Raw genomic sequence first — 15,177 nt, 5'->3', positions numbered from 1 at the left:
GCGGGTCTGGCGGCGATTGCGAGTCGACCCTTGAAACCCTCGGATCATGTGTCATGCTGTTGATACATAACTCGCGGAGGTCGTGTTGTCGTTCTTCCTGTGGCTCTGGTTCGAGGAGATCGCAGTCTGCACGGTGGCGCTCGTCGCACTCGGCATCCTGTTGCATGCCGCTCGCGTCTCGACCGTGACGGTCCGGGGCGAGTCCTTCATCGGCCGTGTATCGGCGCTCCTGGCGCTGGCGGGCATCGTGCTGTTGTGGTGGTCGCGCTGGTGGGCTACCCCGGATGAGAATGTCTGGCGATACGCTCTGCCCATTCTCGCCGCCGTCTTCGCGATCGCGATCCATGCCACGTTCTCGGCACGGGCGACCGGTGAACGGCAATTCGACGCGGTCGATCTCGCCCTGCGGTCGATCTGGTCGTACGGATCGCGCTGGTGGTTCGTCGGCTGGTGGACGCTGGCGGCGCTCATCACGGCGACGGTCGTGCTCGCCGGACTCGCGTCGAGCACCGATGAGCGGGGTCGTTACACCATGATGGTGATCCAGCTCGGAACCTCGCGGGCGGGCACGACCTTCTTCGGCTGGTCATTCGGCCTGCCGGTGCTGGTCGCGCTGGCCGTGCTGGTGGCCGTCGTACTCATGGCCCTGCGGCGCGTGTCCATTCCCGCGGTTCCAGCGGATCCAATTCATCGGGAGCGCGATCGCGCACATCGCCGCGGTCGCACACGCACCATCCTCTCCATCGCGTGCGGAGCGGTGTCATTCACGCTCGGCGCTTCGTGGCTCTTCATCGGTCAGTCCTCACGGCTCGCCGCAAGCATGTCGACACCCGAAGGCATGCGGGTCGACGTCGGTACCTCCTTCGCCGCCCTCGCGATGCCGCTGGCTGTCGGGGGCATCCTGCTCGAAGGACTCGGGCTCGCCCTGATCGCATTCGCACTCTTCCAGCCGCGGGCTCGCGCAGCCGATCGCTCACGTGTGCCGTCCGCCGCACGTGCCGAGTCAGTTGCGAACTGATGGTCACGCTCGACCTCGGAGGGGCGTCGCCACCGTCGGACCAGATCCATCAACAGCTCCGTGGCCTCATCATGGCGGGCCGGATCGCACCAGGGGAGCGACTTCCGACCGTTCGCCAGCTCTCACGAGACCTTGGTGTGGCGCCGGGCACGGTGGCGAAAGCCTACAAGTTGCTGGAATCCGAGCGATTCGTGCAAGCTCGGGCACGCGGCGGAACGATCGTGAGCGCATCGCCTCGCGGGTTGCCGGCTGAAGTGCTCAAGCCGGCGCGGGAACTGCACGACGCGGCGGTGAGAAATGAGCTGACACTCCAAGACGCAATCACCGTGCTGATGGGACTGTGGACCAACCGGAACTGAGGCGGGCGTCCCGGCTTGGGCGGGCGTTCGTCAGGGTGCGCCGACGCGCTCATGAACGGTCGCGGCCGAACTCGGAAGCGACGAGGAGTACGACTTCATCGGCAGCCCCGGCATCCTCGAGCCCGAGCAGGTCTCCGAGCTTCTCCGCCACGCGAAAATGGGGCGTTCACCCCATGCATCCGACCGTGGCCGCGCCTACCGTTGGTACTGCCGTCGGATGCTTGACGGGATTGCGAGGCGATCATGATGATGTCGCAGGTGGCGCACTCACCGCTTGCCGGTGACCTGCGCGCACGTGTGCGAGGAAAGGTGATCGAGCGGGATCACCGCGAGTACGACGCGGCACGGGGGGTCTGGAACGCGCTCATCGACCGGCACCCCGACGTCATCGTCAGATGTGCGGACACCGAAGACGTGGTGGCGTGCGTCGACGCGGCGCGTCGCCATCGGCCGATCGTGTCGGTCCGCGGGGGTGGACATCAGGTCGCCGGGAGCGCCGTGTGCGACGACGGTCTCGTGATCGACCTTTCGCGCATGAGCGGCGTGGTCGTCGACCCCGTCGCGCGGACCGCGCGTGTCCAGGGTGGGGCGCTCTGGGCGGATGTGGATGCCGCGACCCAGGTGCACGGGCTCGCGACGCCCGGCGGCGAGATATCCGAGACCGGGGTCGGCGGGCTGACGCTGGGCGGCGGCCTCGGCCTGATGCAGCGCACCCACGGGCTCAGCTGCGACAACGTGATCTCGATGACCATCGTCACGGCGGACGGGAGCGTCCGCACCGCGAACGCGGATGAGAACCCCGACCTCTTCTGGGCGGCACGAGGGGCCGGACGCGGACTCGGAGTGGTCACGGAGTTCACGTTCGCGCTGCATCCGCTCGGTCCCGAGGTCGCCAGCGCCGCGTTCGTCCATCCCGCGGCCGAGGCCGCGACCGTGTTCCGCGCCTGGCGCGAGATGGCGCTCGCAGCGCCGGTCACGATCGCGCCGCAGTTCGCGCTCTGGTCGGTTCCTCCCTTCCCCGGCCTGCCGAGCGATCTCGTCGGGGTTCCCGTCGTATTCGCCCTCGGAACGTACATCGGAGACCCAGCCGATGCGGGTCCGGTGCTCGAACCGTTCGGGGAGCTCGGCCGGCCCATCCTCGATCTCAGCGGTACCAGCACGTGGGTCGAGACCCAGAGCGAGTTCGACGACGTGCTCCCCGCGGGCGGGCGCTACTACTGGAAGTCGCACTTCATGGACGACCTTGCCGACGAGACGGTGGACATGATCGTCGAGAATGCGGCTCGCCGACCGGATTCGAGTTCCGCGGTCGTCGTCCGGACGGTGGGCGGGGCGATCGACCGGATCGGCGTCGACGAGTCGGCGTTCCCGCACCGCGGCGCGCGATTCAACGTCAGCATCGACGCCATCTGGACGGACCCGGCGCTCGACGAGGCGTCCATCGCCTGGGCGCGGGAGCTCTGGAGCGCGCTGCGACCGGCCTCCCGCGGCGTGTACATGAACTTCGCGGGCTTCGGCGAAGGCGAGGATGCCATGTGGGGCCTGATCCTCGGAACCCATGAGGAGCGCGTCGAGAGGATTCGCCGCGCGTACGACCCCGACGGCGTGTTCGACGGGGCGGCGAGGCCGTGACGGCCGCGACCGTCAGGCCGTGACGGCGTCCGGCGCTCGTTCGGAGGAGACGAGGCCGCCGACCTCCGCGGCCGCATCGAGGGCGGCCATGAGGTCGGCCGTCAGGTCGTCGATGTGCTCGAGCCCGATCGAGAGTCGCACGATGCCCGCTCCCGGCTTCGCCTCACCGGCCACGGGGCGATGCGTGAGCGACGCCGGGTGCTGAACGAGCGAGTCGACACCGCCGAGCGAGACCGCGTGCGTCACGAGATCGCACGACTCGGTGAAGCGTGCGGCCGCCTCGTAGCCGCCGGCGAGGTCGAGGGCGATGATCGAGCCGGGGCCCGCGAGCTGCGTGCCGACAAGGCCGGCGGGATCCTGCCCTGCCAGTCCGGGATAGTGCACGTGGGCGACGGCGGGATGAGTGAGCAAGCGCTCGGCGAGCAGTGCGGCGGTCTCCTGCTGCGCGCGCACCCGCACGGGAAGGGTGCGAAGCCCCCGGTGCAGCAGGTACGCGGCCATCGGATGCAGCAGGCCTCCGGTGAGCGCGCGGACGCGCCGCAGACGCTCGACCCAGCCGCGGTCGCCGGCGACGATGCCGCCCATGACGTCGCCGTGTCCGCCCAGGTACTTCGTCGCACTGTGCAGCACGACGGTCGCGCCGTGCTCTACCGGTCGCTGGAGCACGGGGGTTGCGAACGTGTTGTCGACGAGCAGCGGCACGTCGCCCGCGGCATCCGCCACCTGGCGCAGGTCGAGGAGCTCGAGGGTGGGGTTGGCCGGCGTCTCGACGATGACGAGGCCGGTGTCGGGCTCGATCGCGTCGGTGATGCCCGCGGCATCCGTCCACGTGACGCGAGTGCCGAGGAGGCCGTTCTCGAGCACGTGGTCGGTGCCGCCGTAGAGCGGGCGCACCGCGACCACATGCGGGCGAGCGTCGGCGACGGTGGCGATGAGCGTCGCCGCGAGGGCGGCCATGCCGCTCGAGAACGCGACTGCGCCATCGGTGCCCTCGAGGCCGGCGAGCGACTCCTCGAAGCGGGCGACGCCGGGCTGCCAGAGGCGCTGGTACACCGCCGAACGGCCCTCGCCGAGATCGTGGCCGGTGGCGAGCTCCTCGTACGCCAGGCCACCGGTCTCGACGGAGCCGAGCGGATTGGTGGTCGAGAAGTCGATGACGGGAACGTGGGAACCGCTCTCGCGGACCCCGGTCATTCCACCATGCACGGCGCGGGTCTCGAACTTCGTCGACGATGTCTGCATGCCTCGAATGAAGCAGAATCTGTCACGATCGGCAAACTCCGATGAATGATCATTGCGATAGGCTAGAAATCTCGCAGCTTCTGCACGAACTCACGAGGAGAATCGACTCATGGCGCAGAAACCAGAACTCGACCGCGTCGACCGGGCGCTGCTCCAGGCCCTGTCCACGAATGCACGGGCGTCGGGTGCGGCGCTCGCTGCCGAAGTGGGCGTCGCGGAGTCCACGGTGTCGCTCCGTCTTCGGCGTTTGCAGAGCCTCGGCACGGTTCGCGGCTACCGGGTCGACGTCGATCTCGCCTCGCTCGGCGTCTCGCTGCAGGCGCTCATCGCGGTGCGGCTCGTGAAGCACGACCGAAGTGAGATCGACGCGTTCCGCCAGCAGGTGCCGCATCTGCCGGGTGTGATCGGCGTCTTCCACATGGCGGGCGCGGAAGACTACCTCCTCCACGTGGCCGCGCGCGACGCGGAAGAGCTTCGCGAGTTCGTGCTGGCGTATCTCACGGGGCATCCGGCCGTGGCGCACACCGAGACCAACCTCATCTTCGAGCACGTCGACGGCGACGGCTGGAATCGGCTCGTCGGCTGACCGGAAGCGCCCGCCGGCTCACACTCACGCGAGCGTCGTGCCGAACGCCAGGCCGAGCAGGTACGTGACGGCCGCGGCGCCGAGCCCGATGGCCAGCTGACGCAGTGCCCGCTTCATGGGGGAGGCGCCCGAGAGCAGCCCGACCGTTGCACCAGTCGCGAGCAGCGCGATGCTCACGAGCACCGCAGCGATCGCGATCGCCGCCGGCCCGCTCACGCCGAACAGGTAGGGGAGCACGGGAATCAGCGCGCCCGATGCGAAGAACAGGAAGCTCGACACCGCGGCCGACAGCCCGGTGCCGACGGCGTCGTCGTCCTGCTCCACGACGGTGAGGGCGTCGGTGGGGACCGACGTGCGACCGGCAGCCTTCACCCGGGCCACCATGAGCGCGGCGTGCTCGCTCGCCGCTTCCTCGCCCATGCCGCGTGCGCGGTAGACGAGGGCGAGCTCGTTGGCGTCGATGTCGAGGTCGGCAAGGGCCTCGCGCGCGGTTGGGTCGGGAACGGATGCCTCGAGCAGCTCACGCTGGGAGCGCACCGACACGAACTCTCCCGCGCCCATCGACAGTGCGCCGGCGAGGAGCCCTGCGACGCCCGTGAAGAGCACGACCGACGTCGAGACCCCGGTGGCGCCGATGCCGATCACGAGGGCGAGGTTCGAGACGAGACCGTCGTTCATGCCGAACACCGCGGCGCGGAACGTTCCGGCAAGGCGACGGCGCCCGCGCGCCGCGAGTCCGCGCACGACCTCGCCGTGGATCCGCTCGTCGGCCGCCATCGCCGCCGTCGCGTCGGGGTCGCTCGCGTACGGCGAGCGTGCCTCGGCGCGCTGCGCGAGCGCGAGCACGAAGATCGAGCCGAACCGCCGTGCGAGTCCGCCGAGGAGCCGGGTGCGCACGTCGGCGCGGGGTACGCCCGAGTCGTCGCCGCCGAGCAGCGCGAGCCAGTGCGCCTCGTGGCGGCCCTCGGCCGCGGCGAGCGCGAGGAGGATCTCACGCTCCTCGCCTTCACGGCGGGCCGCGAGCTCGCGGTACACCGCGGCTTCCGCGCGTTCGTCGGCGAGATACCGGCGCCATCTCGCCCGGTCGGCAGTGTTCGCCTCGTGGTCGTCGCTCATCCTGCTCCACACCTCATCGGGAGCCGCGGGCGTTCGCTCGTTCGCTCCCGCTCCGTCACGTCGCGGCCGCGAGCGGCCTCAGCCACGATAGCCGCCGGGCACGCGCCCACCGCCCGATGCGACGGGATTGGCAGCATTTCGGAGTGCCGAACCCCGCGGATCAGTTCGCAGCCGTGGTCGCCGCGGGTGCCGTGACGAAGTCGATGAGCTCCTCGACCCGCCCGAGCAGGGCGGGCTCGAGGTCGCCGTAGCCGCGAACCATGCCGAGGATCCGCTGCCAGGCGCGCGCGATGTCGGCCTGCTCGCCGTGCGGCCAGCCGAACGCCGCGCAGACGCCGTGCTTCCACTCGGTTCCGCGGGGAATCACGGGCCATGCGTCCCGACCGAGCCGGGCGGGTTTCACCGCCTGCCAGATGTCGATGAACGGATGCCCCACCACGAGCACATGGGGTCCATGCGGCCCCCGCGCGACCGAATCTGCGATGCGCTGCTCCTTCGAGCCGGGCACGAGGTGGTCGACGAGGATGCCGGCGCGACGACCGGGCCCGGGCCGGAAGTCGTCGAGTTGGGCGGCCAGCACGTCGACGCCCTCGAGGTACTCGACGACGACGCCTTCGACCCGGAGGTCGGCGCCCCACACCTTCTCGACGAGCTCGGCGTCGTGCCGACCCTCGACGAAGATGCGGCTGGGCAGCGCGACTCTGGCGGGCGCGTGTTCGACGGCGAAGGAACCGGATGCGGTGCGGAGCCGGCCGGCCGGTGCCTTCGGTGCGGGCGGCACGAGCCGCACGGCCTCGCCGTCGATGAGGAATCCGTGGCCGAGGGCGAACATGCGCCTCGCGCCCATGCGGTCCTCGAGCGTGACGATGCGCTTGTCGACCGCGACCACTGCGCCACAGAACCCGTCGGCGGCGAGCTCGACGACGAGGTCGCGCGCGGCCTCGACCTCGGGGATCGTGCGCCGACCGCGGGCCCTCCAGTCGCCGGCGAGAACATCGGCGCCGTAGCGGTCGTGTCCGGGAGAGTCATGGGTCGCGTTCGGCACCGGTCGAGGCTAGCGGATGCTCCGCGGCCTCCCGGCTCCGACACGGCGGGCCGCGACCCGTCGACGGAACAGGGTGAGGGTCCAGACAGCTCCAGCGGCGGCGATCGCGGCGCCCACACCGAAAGCCCACGGAATACCGAACGCGTCGGCGAACAGCCCGAGCAGGATCGGGCCGATGCCCAGCCCGAGGTCGATTGCTGCACTCGCGGTGCCCGATGCGACGCCCCGTTGCGATGGTGAGGCGGTCGCGAAGATCGCCGAGAAGAATGCCGGCGTGCTGAACGAAACCCCGACGGCCATGACTCCAGCGCCGACGATCAGCCCGGCAGGCGAAAGCCATGTCGCGACGACGACGAGACCGAGTCCGATCGTGCCGACCGCGGCGGAGCCGAGCGCAAGCGGCGGAACCTTGTCGGGCACCCGTGCGAACGCCACGCGGCACACGACGACGATTCCGCCGTACACGAACAGCGCCAGGCTCGCACTCGAGAGCCCCACCCTGCTCGCATGCAGGGTGGCGTATGCGAGGAAGCCGCCCATCGCGAGGAGCGCGGCGAGGAAGCCGATCGCGATCGGAAGGGCCGGCCGATGGATGAGGTGGTGGTCGGATGCTTCGGCCCCTTCGTTCTTACGGGTCTCGCCGACGAATAGCGTCAACCCGGCGGCGATGGCGGTCAATACGGCTGCGCCCGCCCAACCGAATGCGAATCCGTTCATTCCCACGAGCACCTCGCCGAGTGGCGGTCCGAGCGCGATGCCGAGGTAGAGCCCGAGCGAGTTGTACGACAGTGCTTCGCCGAGACGCTCCTGTGGCGCGAGGTCGGCGAGGGCGGCGAACCCCGCGACGAAGAAGGCCGCCTCCGCGACGCCGGCGAGCAGCCGCAACGCGATGATCGAGACGAGGTCGTGGGCGAGCGCGAGCAGCCCCAGGCTCACCGCGGCGACGAGTGCCCCGCCGACCAAGAGCGGCAGCCGACCGATCGTGTCGGCGAGTCGACCGGCAAACGGACGCAACACGAGCGCCGACAGGGCGAACGCGCCGAACGCCACGCCCGCCCACGCTTCGCCACGGCCGACGGGTCCGGTCACGTAGGTCGGGAGCGCGTAGATCGCGACACCGGCGGCGGTGAAGTAGCAGAGTTCCGCGACGCCCAGGGCGATGAACGGGCGGGTGAACAGGCGCTCCGTCGACAACCGGCGCGTCATCGTCGGACGCTCCGGCTGGGCGGTCGTGGATCTCGGCAGTCCACCGCTTCAGGATATTCCCGCGCCGGTGCGTCCACGGTCAAGGCGGCAGCGCCGGTTCGGCACCTGACAGGATCAGTGGATGGATGTCGCGCGGTTGCTGCTCTCCGGCCCGAGGGGCCGGCGGCTGTGTCTCGAACTGGCTATGGCGCTGGATCCGGGCGTCCGCGAGATGGTCTTCCAGCATGGCTACGACCTCGACCCAGGTCGCGGATCGTCCCGGATCCGCCTCGTCGCCTTCGCACGCGAGGACGAGCCCCACGACCCGGCACAGAACGAGCCAACCGGCATCGACGGACTCGTCGACCGGCTGATATCGCTCGGTGCGTTCGAGGTCGACGACGCTTCCGTGGCATCCCCCCTCGTCAGGTCGGTCGACACTGCCCGTTATTGGCAGGAGCCCGATGGAGAGGATTGCTCGCTGCCATCCCAGAAGTGGGGGCGGCGCTGAAGGCGCTTGCGGAGCGCATCGCTGGTTCGCCGGCAGCATCGTGGTGGCTCCGGCCGCGGCAAGCCGAGCAGTGGGCCGTGGAATGGCAATCAGCGCGCGATCCGGTTCCGTCGGCGTTCTCACGGCCGAGCGAGGTGTTGGCGACGTGGGCGCGCTGTCCGGGAGGGCGAATCGCGTGCACAGCGGGATCGGTCGCAGGATGCCACGGCGAGTTTCAGCGGCGAGTGGTGGTCGGTGCCGAGCCGGATTCCGCAGACGACCGGGTGCTGCCGTCCGGAGAACCGGCCGGCCTGGTGCTGGTTGAGGATTCCTTCGGCGAGACCGAGGCCACGGCGCTCCCGATCCGCGGCACGGGCAGAACCCTCGAGATCCGGGCGGCGGAGGAGTGGGTCGCGCTCTGCCGCGAGTTCCCTCTCGACGTCACCGCGTCGCGTCGACACGACTGGTATCGGGTCACGGGACGAGATGGCGCCTGGGTGATGCCCGATTGGGAACGCGTCGCGCAAGCCTGGGACGCCGTCCACCTGACGGTCATGGGGTACCTGAGCGCTGCCGCGCGAGCCTTGGAGGTCGAATCCGATATGGCGACCGTCATCGCCGGCTGGGCACCCGACACGACGCTGTGACTCACCGATGTGGTTCGCGAGTGGGCCGGAGGCCGCTTCCACTGGCGACGATCCTCATCCGAGGCATCCTGGGGACGCGAGCAGTGACGAGCTGACGAGTTCAGCGGAAGTCGCGCGAGCGCATCGTCGCCGACACGGTGAGGCGTTCGAACCGGTCGGCGACGAGGTTGGTCACGCCTTCGGGCGAGCGTTCGAGGATGCCACGTACGATCATCGCCGGGGCTTCGCGCGCGACCCGCCGGTACCGGTTCCACACCCCGACGCCCGCGATGACGTTGAGCGTGCCCGACTCGTCTTCGAGGTTCATGAAGGTGATGCCGCTCGCGGTCGCCGGCCGCTGACGGTGCGTGACCACCCCGCCGACCTCGATGCGGCGGCCGCTCTCGGCATGCCGCAGCAGGTCGATGCGAATGGCGCCGCGTTCGTCGAGCCGCTCCCTGATGTGCCGGATGGGGTGGTCGTCGGGTGAGATGCCCGTGGCCCACAGGTCGTAGACGACCTGCTCGGCGGGAGAGAGCATCGGCAGCAACGGCGGTTGCACGACGACGACCGAGCCCGCGAGGTACTCTTCGCGGTCCTCCGCCGCCTCGCCGGCGAGCCAGAGCGCCTCACGCCGTCGCAGGCTGAAGCCGTCGAACGCGCCCGCGGCGGCGAGCGCCTCGAGCTGCTCGGCGGCAAGACCCGCACGACGCGAGACATCCGCCATGTCGCGATACGGACCGTGCGCCTCGCGTTCGCCGACGATCCGCTCGGCGACCGCCGTGCCGATGGAGGAGACGTCGGCGAGCCCGAGCCGCACCGCGAAGGCACCGTCGCGACGGTGCTCGGCCGATCGGTCGGGTGCGTTGCGATCGAACGGCCCGATGGGCGGCTGTACGGGTTCGGCGCACGCGGCCAGGCCGGTCGGTCCGCGGCATCCGTCGCCTGAAGCAGCGGATGCCGCGGTCGACGCACCCGACGCGCCTGACGCGCCCACCTCGATCGCCTCGAGTCCGGCACTCACGCCCGAGCGGAGGATGTCGGGCCGGAGCATCTCGACCCCATGGCGTCTCGCGTCGGCGGTGAGCGTCTGCGGCGAGTAGAAGCCCATCGGCTGCGCGCGGATGAGCGCGGCGAGGAACGCGGCCGGGTAGTGCAGCTTCAGCCACGAGCTCGCGTAGACGAGCAGGCCGAAGCTGAGCGCGTGGCTCTCGGCGAAGCCGAAGTTCGCGAACGCCTCGATCTTGGCGTAGATGGAGTCGGCCACCTCGGGCTCGATGCCGTTCTCGGCCATGCCCGCGTAGAGCTTCGAGCGCAGGCGATCGATCTTCTCCACCCCGCGCTTCGAGCCCATCGCGCGTCGCAGCAGATCGGCGTCGGCCGCGCTGCAGTTGCCGACCGCGACGGCCATCTGCATGAGCTGCTCCTGGAAGAGCGGCACCCCGAGGGTACGGGCGAGCACCGGCTCGAGGTTCGGATGCAGGTAGCTGACGGGCTCCTCGCCCGTGCGCCGCCGGATGTACGGATGCACCGCGCCGCCCTGCACCGGACCGGGGCGGATGAGAGCGATCTCGACGACGAGATCGTAGAAGCAGCGAGGCTTGAGGCGGGGGAGCGTGCCCATCTGGGCGCGGCTCTCGACCTGGAAGACGCCGATGGAGTCGGCGCGGCAGAGCATGTCGTAGACCGCCTGCTCCTCTTTCGGGATGGTCGCGAGCTCCCACTCTTCGCCGGTCGTCTCGCGGACGAGGTCGAAGGTGTACTGCAGCGCGGCGAGCATGCCGAGGCCGAGCAGGTCGAACTTGACGAGGCCCATCCAGGCGCAGTCGTCTTTGTCCCACTGCAGCACGGTGCGCTTCTCCTTGCGGGCGTGCTCGATGGGGCACACCTCGCCGACGGGTCGGTCGGTGAGCACCATGCCGCCCGAGTGGATCCCGAGGTGTCGCGGGAAGGTGAGCAGCTGCTCGGCGAGCTCGACGACCGGCTGCGGGATGTCGTGGTCGTCGGTCGACACCACGGCGCCCCACCGTTCGACCTGACGAGACCACGCGTCCTGCTGCCCGGTGGAGTAGCCGAGCGCCTTCGCCATGTCGCGCACCGCAGCCTTCGGCCGATAGCTGATGACGTTCGCGACCTGCGCGGCATTCATGCGGCCGTACTTCTCGTAGACGTACTGGATGATCTCCTCGCGCCGATCCGAGTCGAAGTCGACGTCGATGTCGGGCTCCTCGTCGCGGAGCGCGGAGAGGAACCGCTCGAACGGCAGGTCGAAGAAGATCGAGTCGACCGCCGTGATGTCGAGCACGTAGCAGACGGCGGAGTTCGCCGCCGAGCCGCGACCCTGGCACAGGATGCCGCGGCTGCGCGCCTCGCGCACGATGTCGTACACGATGAGGAAGTAACCGGGGAAGTCCTTCTGCTCGATGACGTCGAGCTCGCGGCCGAGCCGCTCCCGCACGTGGTCGGGCAGGCCGGGGTAGCGCTGCCCGGCGCCCGCCCAGACGAGCTCACGCAGCCAGCTCATGGGCGTGTGGCCGGCCGGCACCTCCTGCCGAGGCAGTCGCGGGCGGGCGCTGCGCAGCCGGAAGCCGAGCTCGCCCGCCAGCGTCACCGACCGCGCCACCGCTCCGGGGTACCGGTCGAAGCGGCGCATCATCTCGGCGCCGCTGCGCAGGTGCAGGCCATCGGATGCAGGCAGCCACCCGTCGAGCTCGTCGAGGCTGCGCCGGGCCCGCACCGCCGCGAGCGCGGAGGCGAGCCGGTGCTCGCCGGGGCTCGCGTAGTGCACCGCGTTCGTCGCGAGGAGCGGCAGGCGTGCCCGCTCGGCGAGCAGCGCCAGGGCGTCGTTCGCCTCCTGGTCGAGCGGATGGCCGTGGTCGAACAGCTCCACGACGACGTTGTCGCGGCCGAAGAGGGCGACGAGCCGGTCGAGCTCGCGCCCCGCGGCATCCGCCCCGCCGTTCGCGAGTGCGCGACGAACCGCACCCTTGCGGCATCCGGTGGGAACGACCCACTCGCCGCCCGAACGCTCGGCGAGCTCCTCGAGCGAGTAGACCGGGCGCCCCTTCTCACCGCCCGCGAGCTGGCCCGCGGTGATCGCGCTCGCGAGCCGGTGGTATCCCGACTCCTGCCGGGCGAGCACGAGCAGGTGCTCGCCCTCGGGGTCGGCGACGCCCATCTGCGGCTCGGTGAGGCCGAGGCTGAGCTCGGCGCCGAACACGGTCGCCAGCTCGGGGAAGCTCTCGGCGGCCTCGGCGAAGCGCACGATGCCGTAGAAGCCGTCGTGGTCGGTGACCGCGAGTCCCGACAGGCCGAGTCGATGCGCCTCCTCGACGAGCTGCTCGGGGGTCGAGGCCCCGTCGAGGAAGCTGAACGTGGAGTGCGCGTGCAGTTCGGCGTAGGGCACGACGGGGCCGGCCGGCGCCTCGAGGCCCTCGGAAGGGCGGTACGGATGCCGCTTGCGGCTCCATGCGGGGCTGTCACCGCCGTCGGCGATGAGCGACTGCCCTCCGGGCCGCCGCTGGTCGGAGAGCTTGCGCTCGAGCTCGGACCACGGGATCGACGGGTTGTTCCAGCCCATCGGTCACCCCCTCACGATCGGATGCCGCCATCAGTCGTACCTCGCCTCGGCCCACCAGCCCTCGCGGTCGCGCACGAGCAGCCACGCGCAGCCGTCGTCGTCGACGACCTGGAACCTGTGCACGCGCTTGGCGTGCTCTTCGTCCCACCAGCGTTCGACCACCGGCCATGGACCCGCCCAGGCGCGCACGGGCGCGAGGTCGCCGCCGCCCACCGCGAAGCGCTCGGGCGCCGCGGAGACCGCCCCGCGCCCGTCGATCGCGACGACCGCGCCGCGCGCGTCGAGGAGGGCGATCGGCAGCCGCTCGCGGAACACGCTCGCGGGCGCGAGCGCGGGCAGGCTGCCCGGCCATGGCGCATCGCCCGCACGCTCGGGCGGCCGGTCGCCCCACGGCACGAGCACCTGCCGATCGGCGAGCATGCGGCCGCCGCCGATCGCCGCGGTCACGACCGCCTCGTGCCCGAGCATGCTCTGCACGCGGGTGAGCGCGTGGTGCACCCGCTCGTCGGGCCCACCGCCCCAGAGGCCCTCCTCGTGGTGGCCGGTGGAGTCGATGCGCTCGGGAATCACGCGCAACCGCACGATCGGCGAGTCGAGCCCGGTGTCGGCGGTGCCCGTGCCCTGCAGCTGCCACCGCACCCGGTCGACGACGTCGGCGGGAGTGAACCACCGCGGGTGCAGCCAGCTGCGACTCGAGTGCCCGCCGCGCTCGTCGTCGAGCTCGATGCGCAGCCCCGTGCAGACGAGTCGCACGGCCCGCATGCGCTCGATGAACTCCGAGGCGCCCACCCGGAACGCGAACGCGAGCTGGTCGACGCGGTCGAGCGGGGGCTCGAAGTGCTGCTCCGCCTCGAACTCGGGCGGCGGGGTGCGCGCGATGACCCGCGCCTGCTCGCGCCCGGCGGCGCGGTCGTGCGCGAAGGCCCCCGCCGCGCCGAAGCGGCGCCGCACGTCTTCTTCGGGAAGCGCGGCGAACTCGCCGAGGGTTTGCACGCCGAGCCGGTTCAGCAGGATCGTCGTGCGGCCGTCGGCCACGAGCGACACGGGCAGCGGTGCGATGAAGGCGGCGGATGCCCCGGGCGCCACGATCCCGACGGAGGACTCGCTCGGCGCGGCACGCGCCGCCTGCTCGGCCGCGAACGGCCCGTCGGCGACGCCGACCCGTGCACCGGCGACCCCGAGCTCGGCGACGGTGGCGAGGAGGGCCGACGCCGCGGCATCCTCACCCCCGTAGTACCGCGCGGGTCCACGAGCGCGCATGGCGAGCGTTCCCGGGCGGATGAGCTGCACACCCGGCACCGTCGCCTCGACGCCTCGTACGACGGGTTCGAAGACGCGTGCGTCGAGATCGGCGTCGTAGTCGAGCAGGGTGAGGCTGGGGGAGCGGTACTGTGCCTCGCGGAGTTTCAGCCCGCGCGCGACGCCGTCGCGGCGCGCGGTGGCAGAGCAGGCGTAGACGAGGCCGGCCTCGGTGAGGGCGATGGGGGAGGCCGGGTCGAGTCCCGTCTCACGGCACGCGGCGAAGACGGGCCAGTCGGGGCACCAGAGCACGACGGTGCGGCCGGAGTCGATGGTCATCCGGTGGCCCTCCGCACGGGGTCGTCGAGGCGGATCGGGTCGGCGCCGCTGTTCGTGCCCGCCGGCGCGAACTCGAGGGAACGCCCGGGCAACCGGAGCCGGGAACGCGCACTGCGCATGAACTCGCCGCGCCCCGCCACGCTCACGACGACTTCGCGCTCGGCGAGATGCCCGTGCCCGCGCTCGAGCCCCTGCCACTCGCTCGCCTCGATGCCGAGCCGTGCGTCGCTGCCCGGCCAGGCGCCCACGACGAGCAGGGTGGTACCGCGCTGTCGGAGCCTCGCTTGGAGCCGGCTCGACTCGGCAGGCGAGACCCGGCCCGCCGGCCGCACCGCGACGACGGGGATGACGTCGGCGAGCGCCGCGACGACGGTGAGCCACTGCCGGCCGGGCTCTGGCACGAGCACGAGCCGCTCGAGCGCGATGCCGAACCGCGCGGCGGCCTCGACGCCGAACTCGGGCATGCCCGCCACCGCGACCCAGCGCCCGCTCGCGCTCGGCGCCGCAAGGAGCGCCATGAGCAGGGTCGTCGACCCCTCGACCTGCACGACCGTGCCCTCGCGGAGCGAGCCGCCCGGCAGCACCTGTGCGAAGGCCGGATGCGTCGGCACCGCCTTGGAGTCGAGCCGCGTGGCCTGCATCCCGCGGATGCGGGCCTGCAGTTCATCGACGCGCGCCGGCCTGGGGCCGGGGGCGACGAGGGGAGCGGTCATGGCCATA

At 71.1% G+C, this 15,177-nt stretch carries 13 protein-coding genes; 6 read left to right on the top strand and 7 right to left on the bottom strand.

Going from position 1 to position 15,177, the window contains the following annotated elements:
- Positions 1-85: 85 nt before the first annotated feature.
- The 3 genes from ACFWN7_RS00515 (at position 86) to ACFWN7_RS00505 (ending at position 3,009) form a co-directional block, all read left to right on the top strand.
- Positions 86-1,018 (top strand): hypothetical protein, encoded by a 933-nt coding sequence (locus tag ACFWN7_RS00515; RefSeq protein WP_376936691.1) that lies wholly within the window; start codon positions 86-88, stop codon positions 1,016-1,018.
- Positions 1,018-1,377, top strand: a complete 360-nt coding sequence (locus tag ACFWN7_RS00510; RefSeq protein WP_376936690.1) for a GntR family transcriptional regulator — start codon at positions 1,018-1,020, stop codon at positions 1,375-1,377. Before ACFWN7_RS00515 ends, ACFWN7_RS00510 begins: the two co-directional genes overlap by 1 nt.
- Positions 1,378-1,635: 258 nt before the next feature.
- Entirely contained in the window at positions 1,636-3,009 is a 1,374-nt protein-coding gene (locus tag ACFWN7_RS00505) for an FAD-binding oxidoreductase (RefSeq protein WP_376936689.1), read from the top strand.
- 12 nt (positions 3,010-3,021) lie between these two features.
- On the opposite strand, the gene ACFWN7_RS00500 is transcribed toward ACFWN7_RS00505, so the two are convergent.
- The gene (locus ACFWN7_RS00500) at positions 3,022-4,251 is read right to left on the bottom strand and encodes a trans-sulfuration enzyme family protein (RefSeq protein ID WP_376936688.1); all 1,230 of its coding nucleotides are present in this window, start codon (positions 4,249-4,251) and stop codon (positions 3,022-3,024) included.
- 109 nt (positions 4,252-4,360) lie between these two features.
- On the opposite strand from ACFWN7_RS00500, the gene ACFWN7_RS00495 reads away from it, so the two are divergent.
- Positions 4,361-4,837, top strand: a complete 477-nt coding sequence (locus tag ACFWN7_RS00495; protein WP_376936687.1) for an Lrp/AsnC family transcriptional regulator — start codon at positions 4,361-4,363, stop codon at positions 4,835-4,837.
- A 24-nt stretch (positions 4,838-4,861) separates the two neighbouring features.
- Here the strand turns inward: ACFWN7_RS00495 and ACFWN7_RS00490 are convergent, their stop codons facing one another.
- The 3 genes from ACFWN7_RS00490 to ACFWN7_RS00480 form a co-directional block, all read right to left on the bottom strand.
- On the bottom strand, positions 4,862-5,953 hold the full coding sequence (locus tag ACFWN7_RS00490) for a VIT1/CCC1 family protein (protein ID WP_376936686.1): 1,092 nt from the start codon (positions 5,951-5,953) through the stop codon (positions 4,862-4,864).
- Positions 5,954-6,113: 160 nt separating this feature from the next.
- On the bottom strand, positions 6,114-6,998 hold the full coding sequence (locus ACFWN7_RS00485; protein ID WP_376936685.1) for a DUF3097 domain-containing protein: 885 nt from the start codon (positions 6,996-6,998) through the stop codon (positions 6,114-6,116).
- Between the two features lie 9 nt (positions 6,999-7,007).
- Positions 7,008-8,204 carry an MFS transporter gene (locus tag ACFWN7_RS00480; RefSeq protein WP_376936683.1) on the bottom strand — a complete coding sequence of 399 codons (1,197 nt, stop codon included), beginning with the start codon at positions 8,202-8,204 and terminating at the stop codon, positions 7,008-7,010.
- Between the two features lie 121 nt (positions 8,205-8,325).
- Here ACFWN7_RS00480 and ACFWN7_RS00475 point away from each other — a divergent pair, with 121 nt between their 5' ends.
- Positions 8,326-8,694 carry a hypothetical protein gene (locus ACFWN7_RS00475; protein ID WP_376936682.1) on the top strand — a complete coding sequence of 123 codons (369 nt, stop codon included), beginning with the start codon at positions 8,326-8,328 and terminating at the stop codon, positions 8,692-8,694.
- Positions 8,658-9,320: a hypothetical protein gene (locus tag ACFWN7_RS00470; protein WP_376936681.1), complete on the top strand. Its 663-nt coding sequence runs from the start codon at positions 8,658-8,660 to the stop codon at positions 9,318-9,320. The genes ACFWN7_RS00475 and ACFWN7_RS00470 overlap by 37 nt, the downstream gene beginning before the upstream one ends.
- A gap of 100 nt (positions 9,321-9,420) precedes the next feature.
- Here ACFWN7_RS00470 and ACFWN7_RS00465 read toward each other — a convergent pair whose 3' ends face one another.
- Genes ACFWN7_RS00465 through ACFWN7_RS00455 form a run of 3 tightly spaced genes read right to left on the bottom strand, consistent with a single transcriptional unit; the run spans position 9,421 to position 15,170 of the window.
- Entirely contained in the window at positions 9,421-12,879 is a 3,459-nt protein-coding gene (locus ACFWN7_RS00465) for an error-prone DNA polymerase (RefSeq protein ID WP_376936679.1), read from the bottom strand.
- A 30-nt stretch (positions 12,880-12,909) separates the two neighbouring features.
- A complete protein-coding gene (locus tag ACFWN7_RS00460; protein WP_376936678.1) occupies positions 12,910-14,457 on the bottom strand; it encodes a DNA polymerase Y family protein in 1,548 nt (515 codons plus the stop codon).
- Positions 14,454-15,170 carry a hypothetical protein gene (locus ACFWN7_RS00455; RefSeq protein WP_376936677.1) on the bottom strand — a complete coding sequence of 239 codons (717 nt, stop codon included), beginning with the start codon at positions 15,168-15,170 and terminating at the stop codon, positions 14,454-14,456. Before ACFWN7_RS00455 ends, ACFWN7_RS00460 begins: the two co-directional genes overlap by 4 nt.
- Between the last annotated feature and the right edge of the window lie 7 nt (positions 15,171-15,177).

It is taken from the genome of Agromyces sp. NPDC058484 (genome assembly GCF_042720415.1).
Classification (GTDB): Bacteria; Actinomycetota; Actinomycetes; order Actinomycetales; family Microbacteriaceae; genus Agromyces.
The sequence above is the reverse complement of the archived record's forward strand: the minus strand, read 5'-3'. Positions and strand labels throughout refer to the sequence as shown.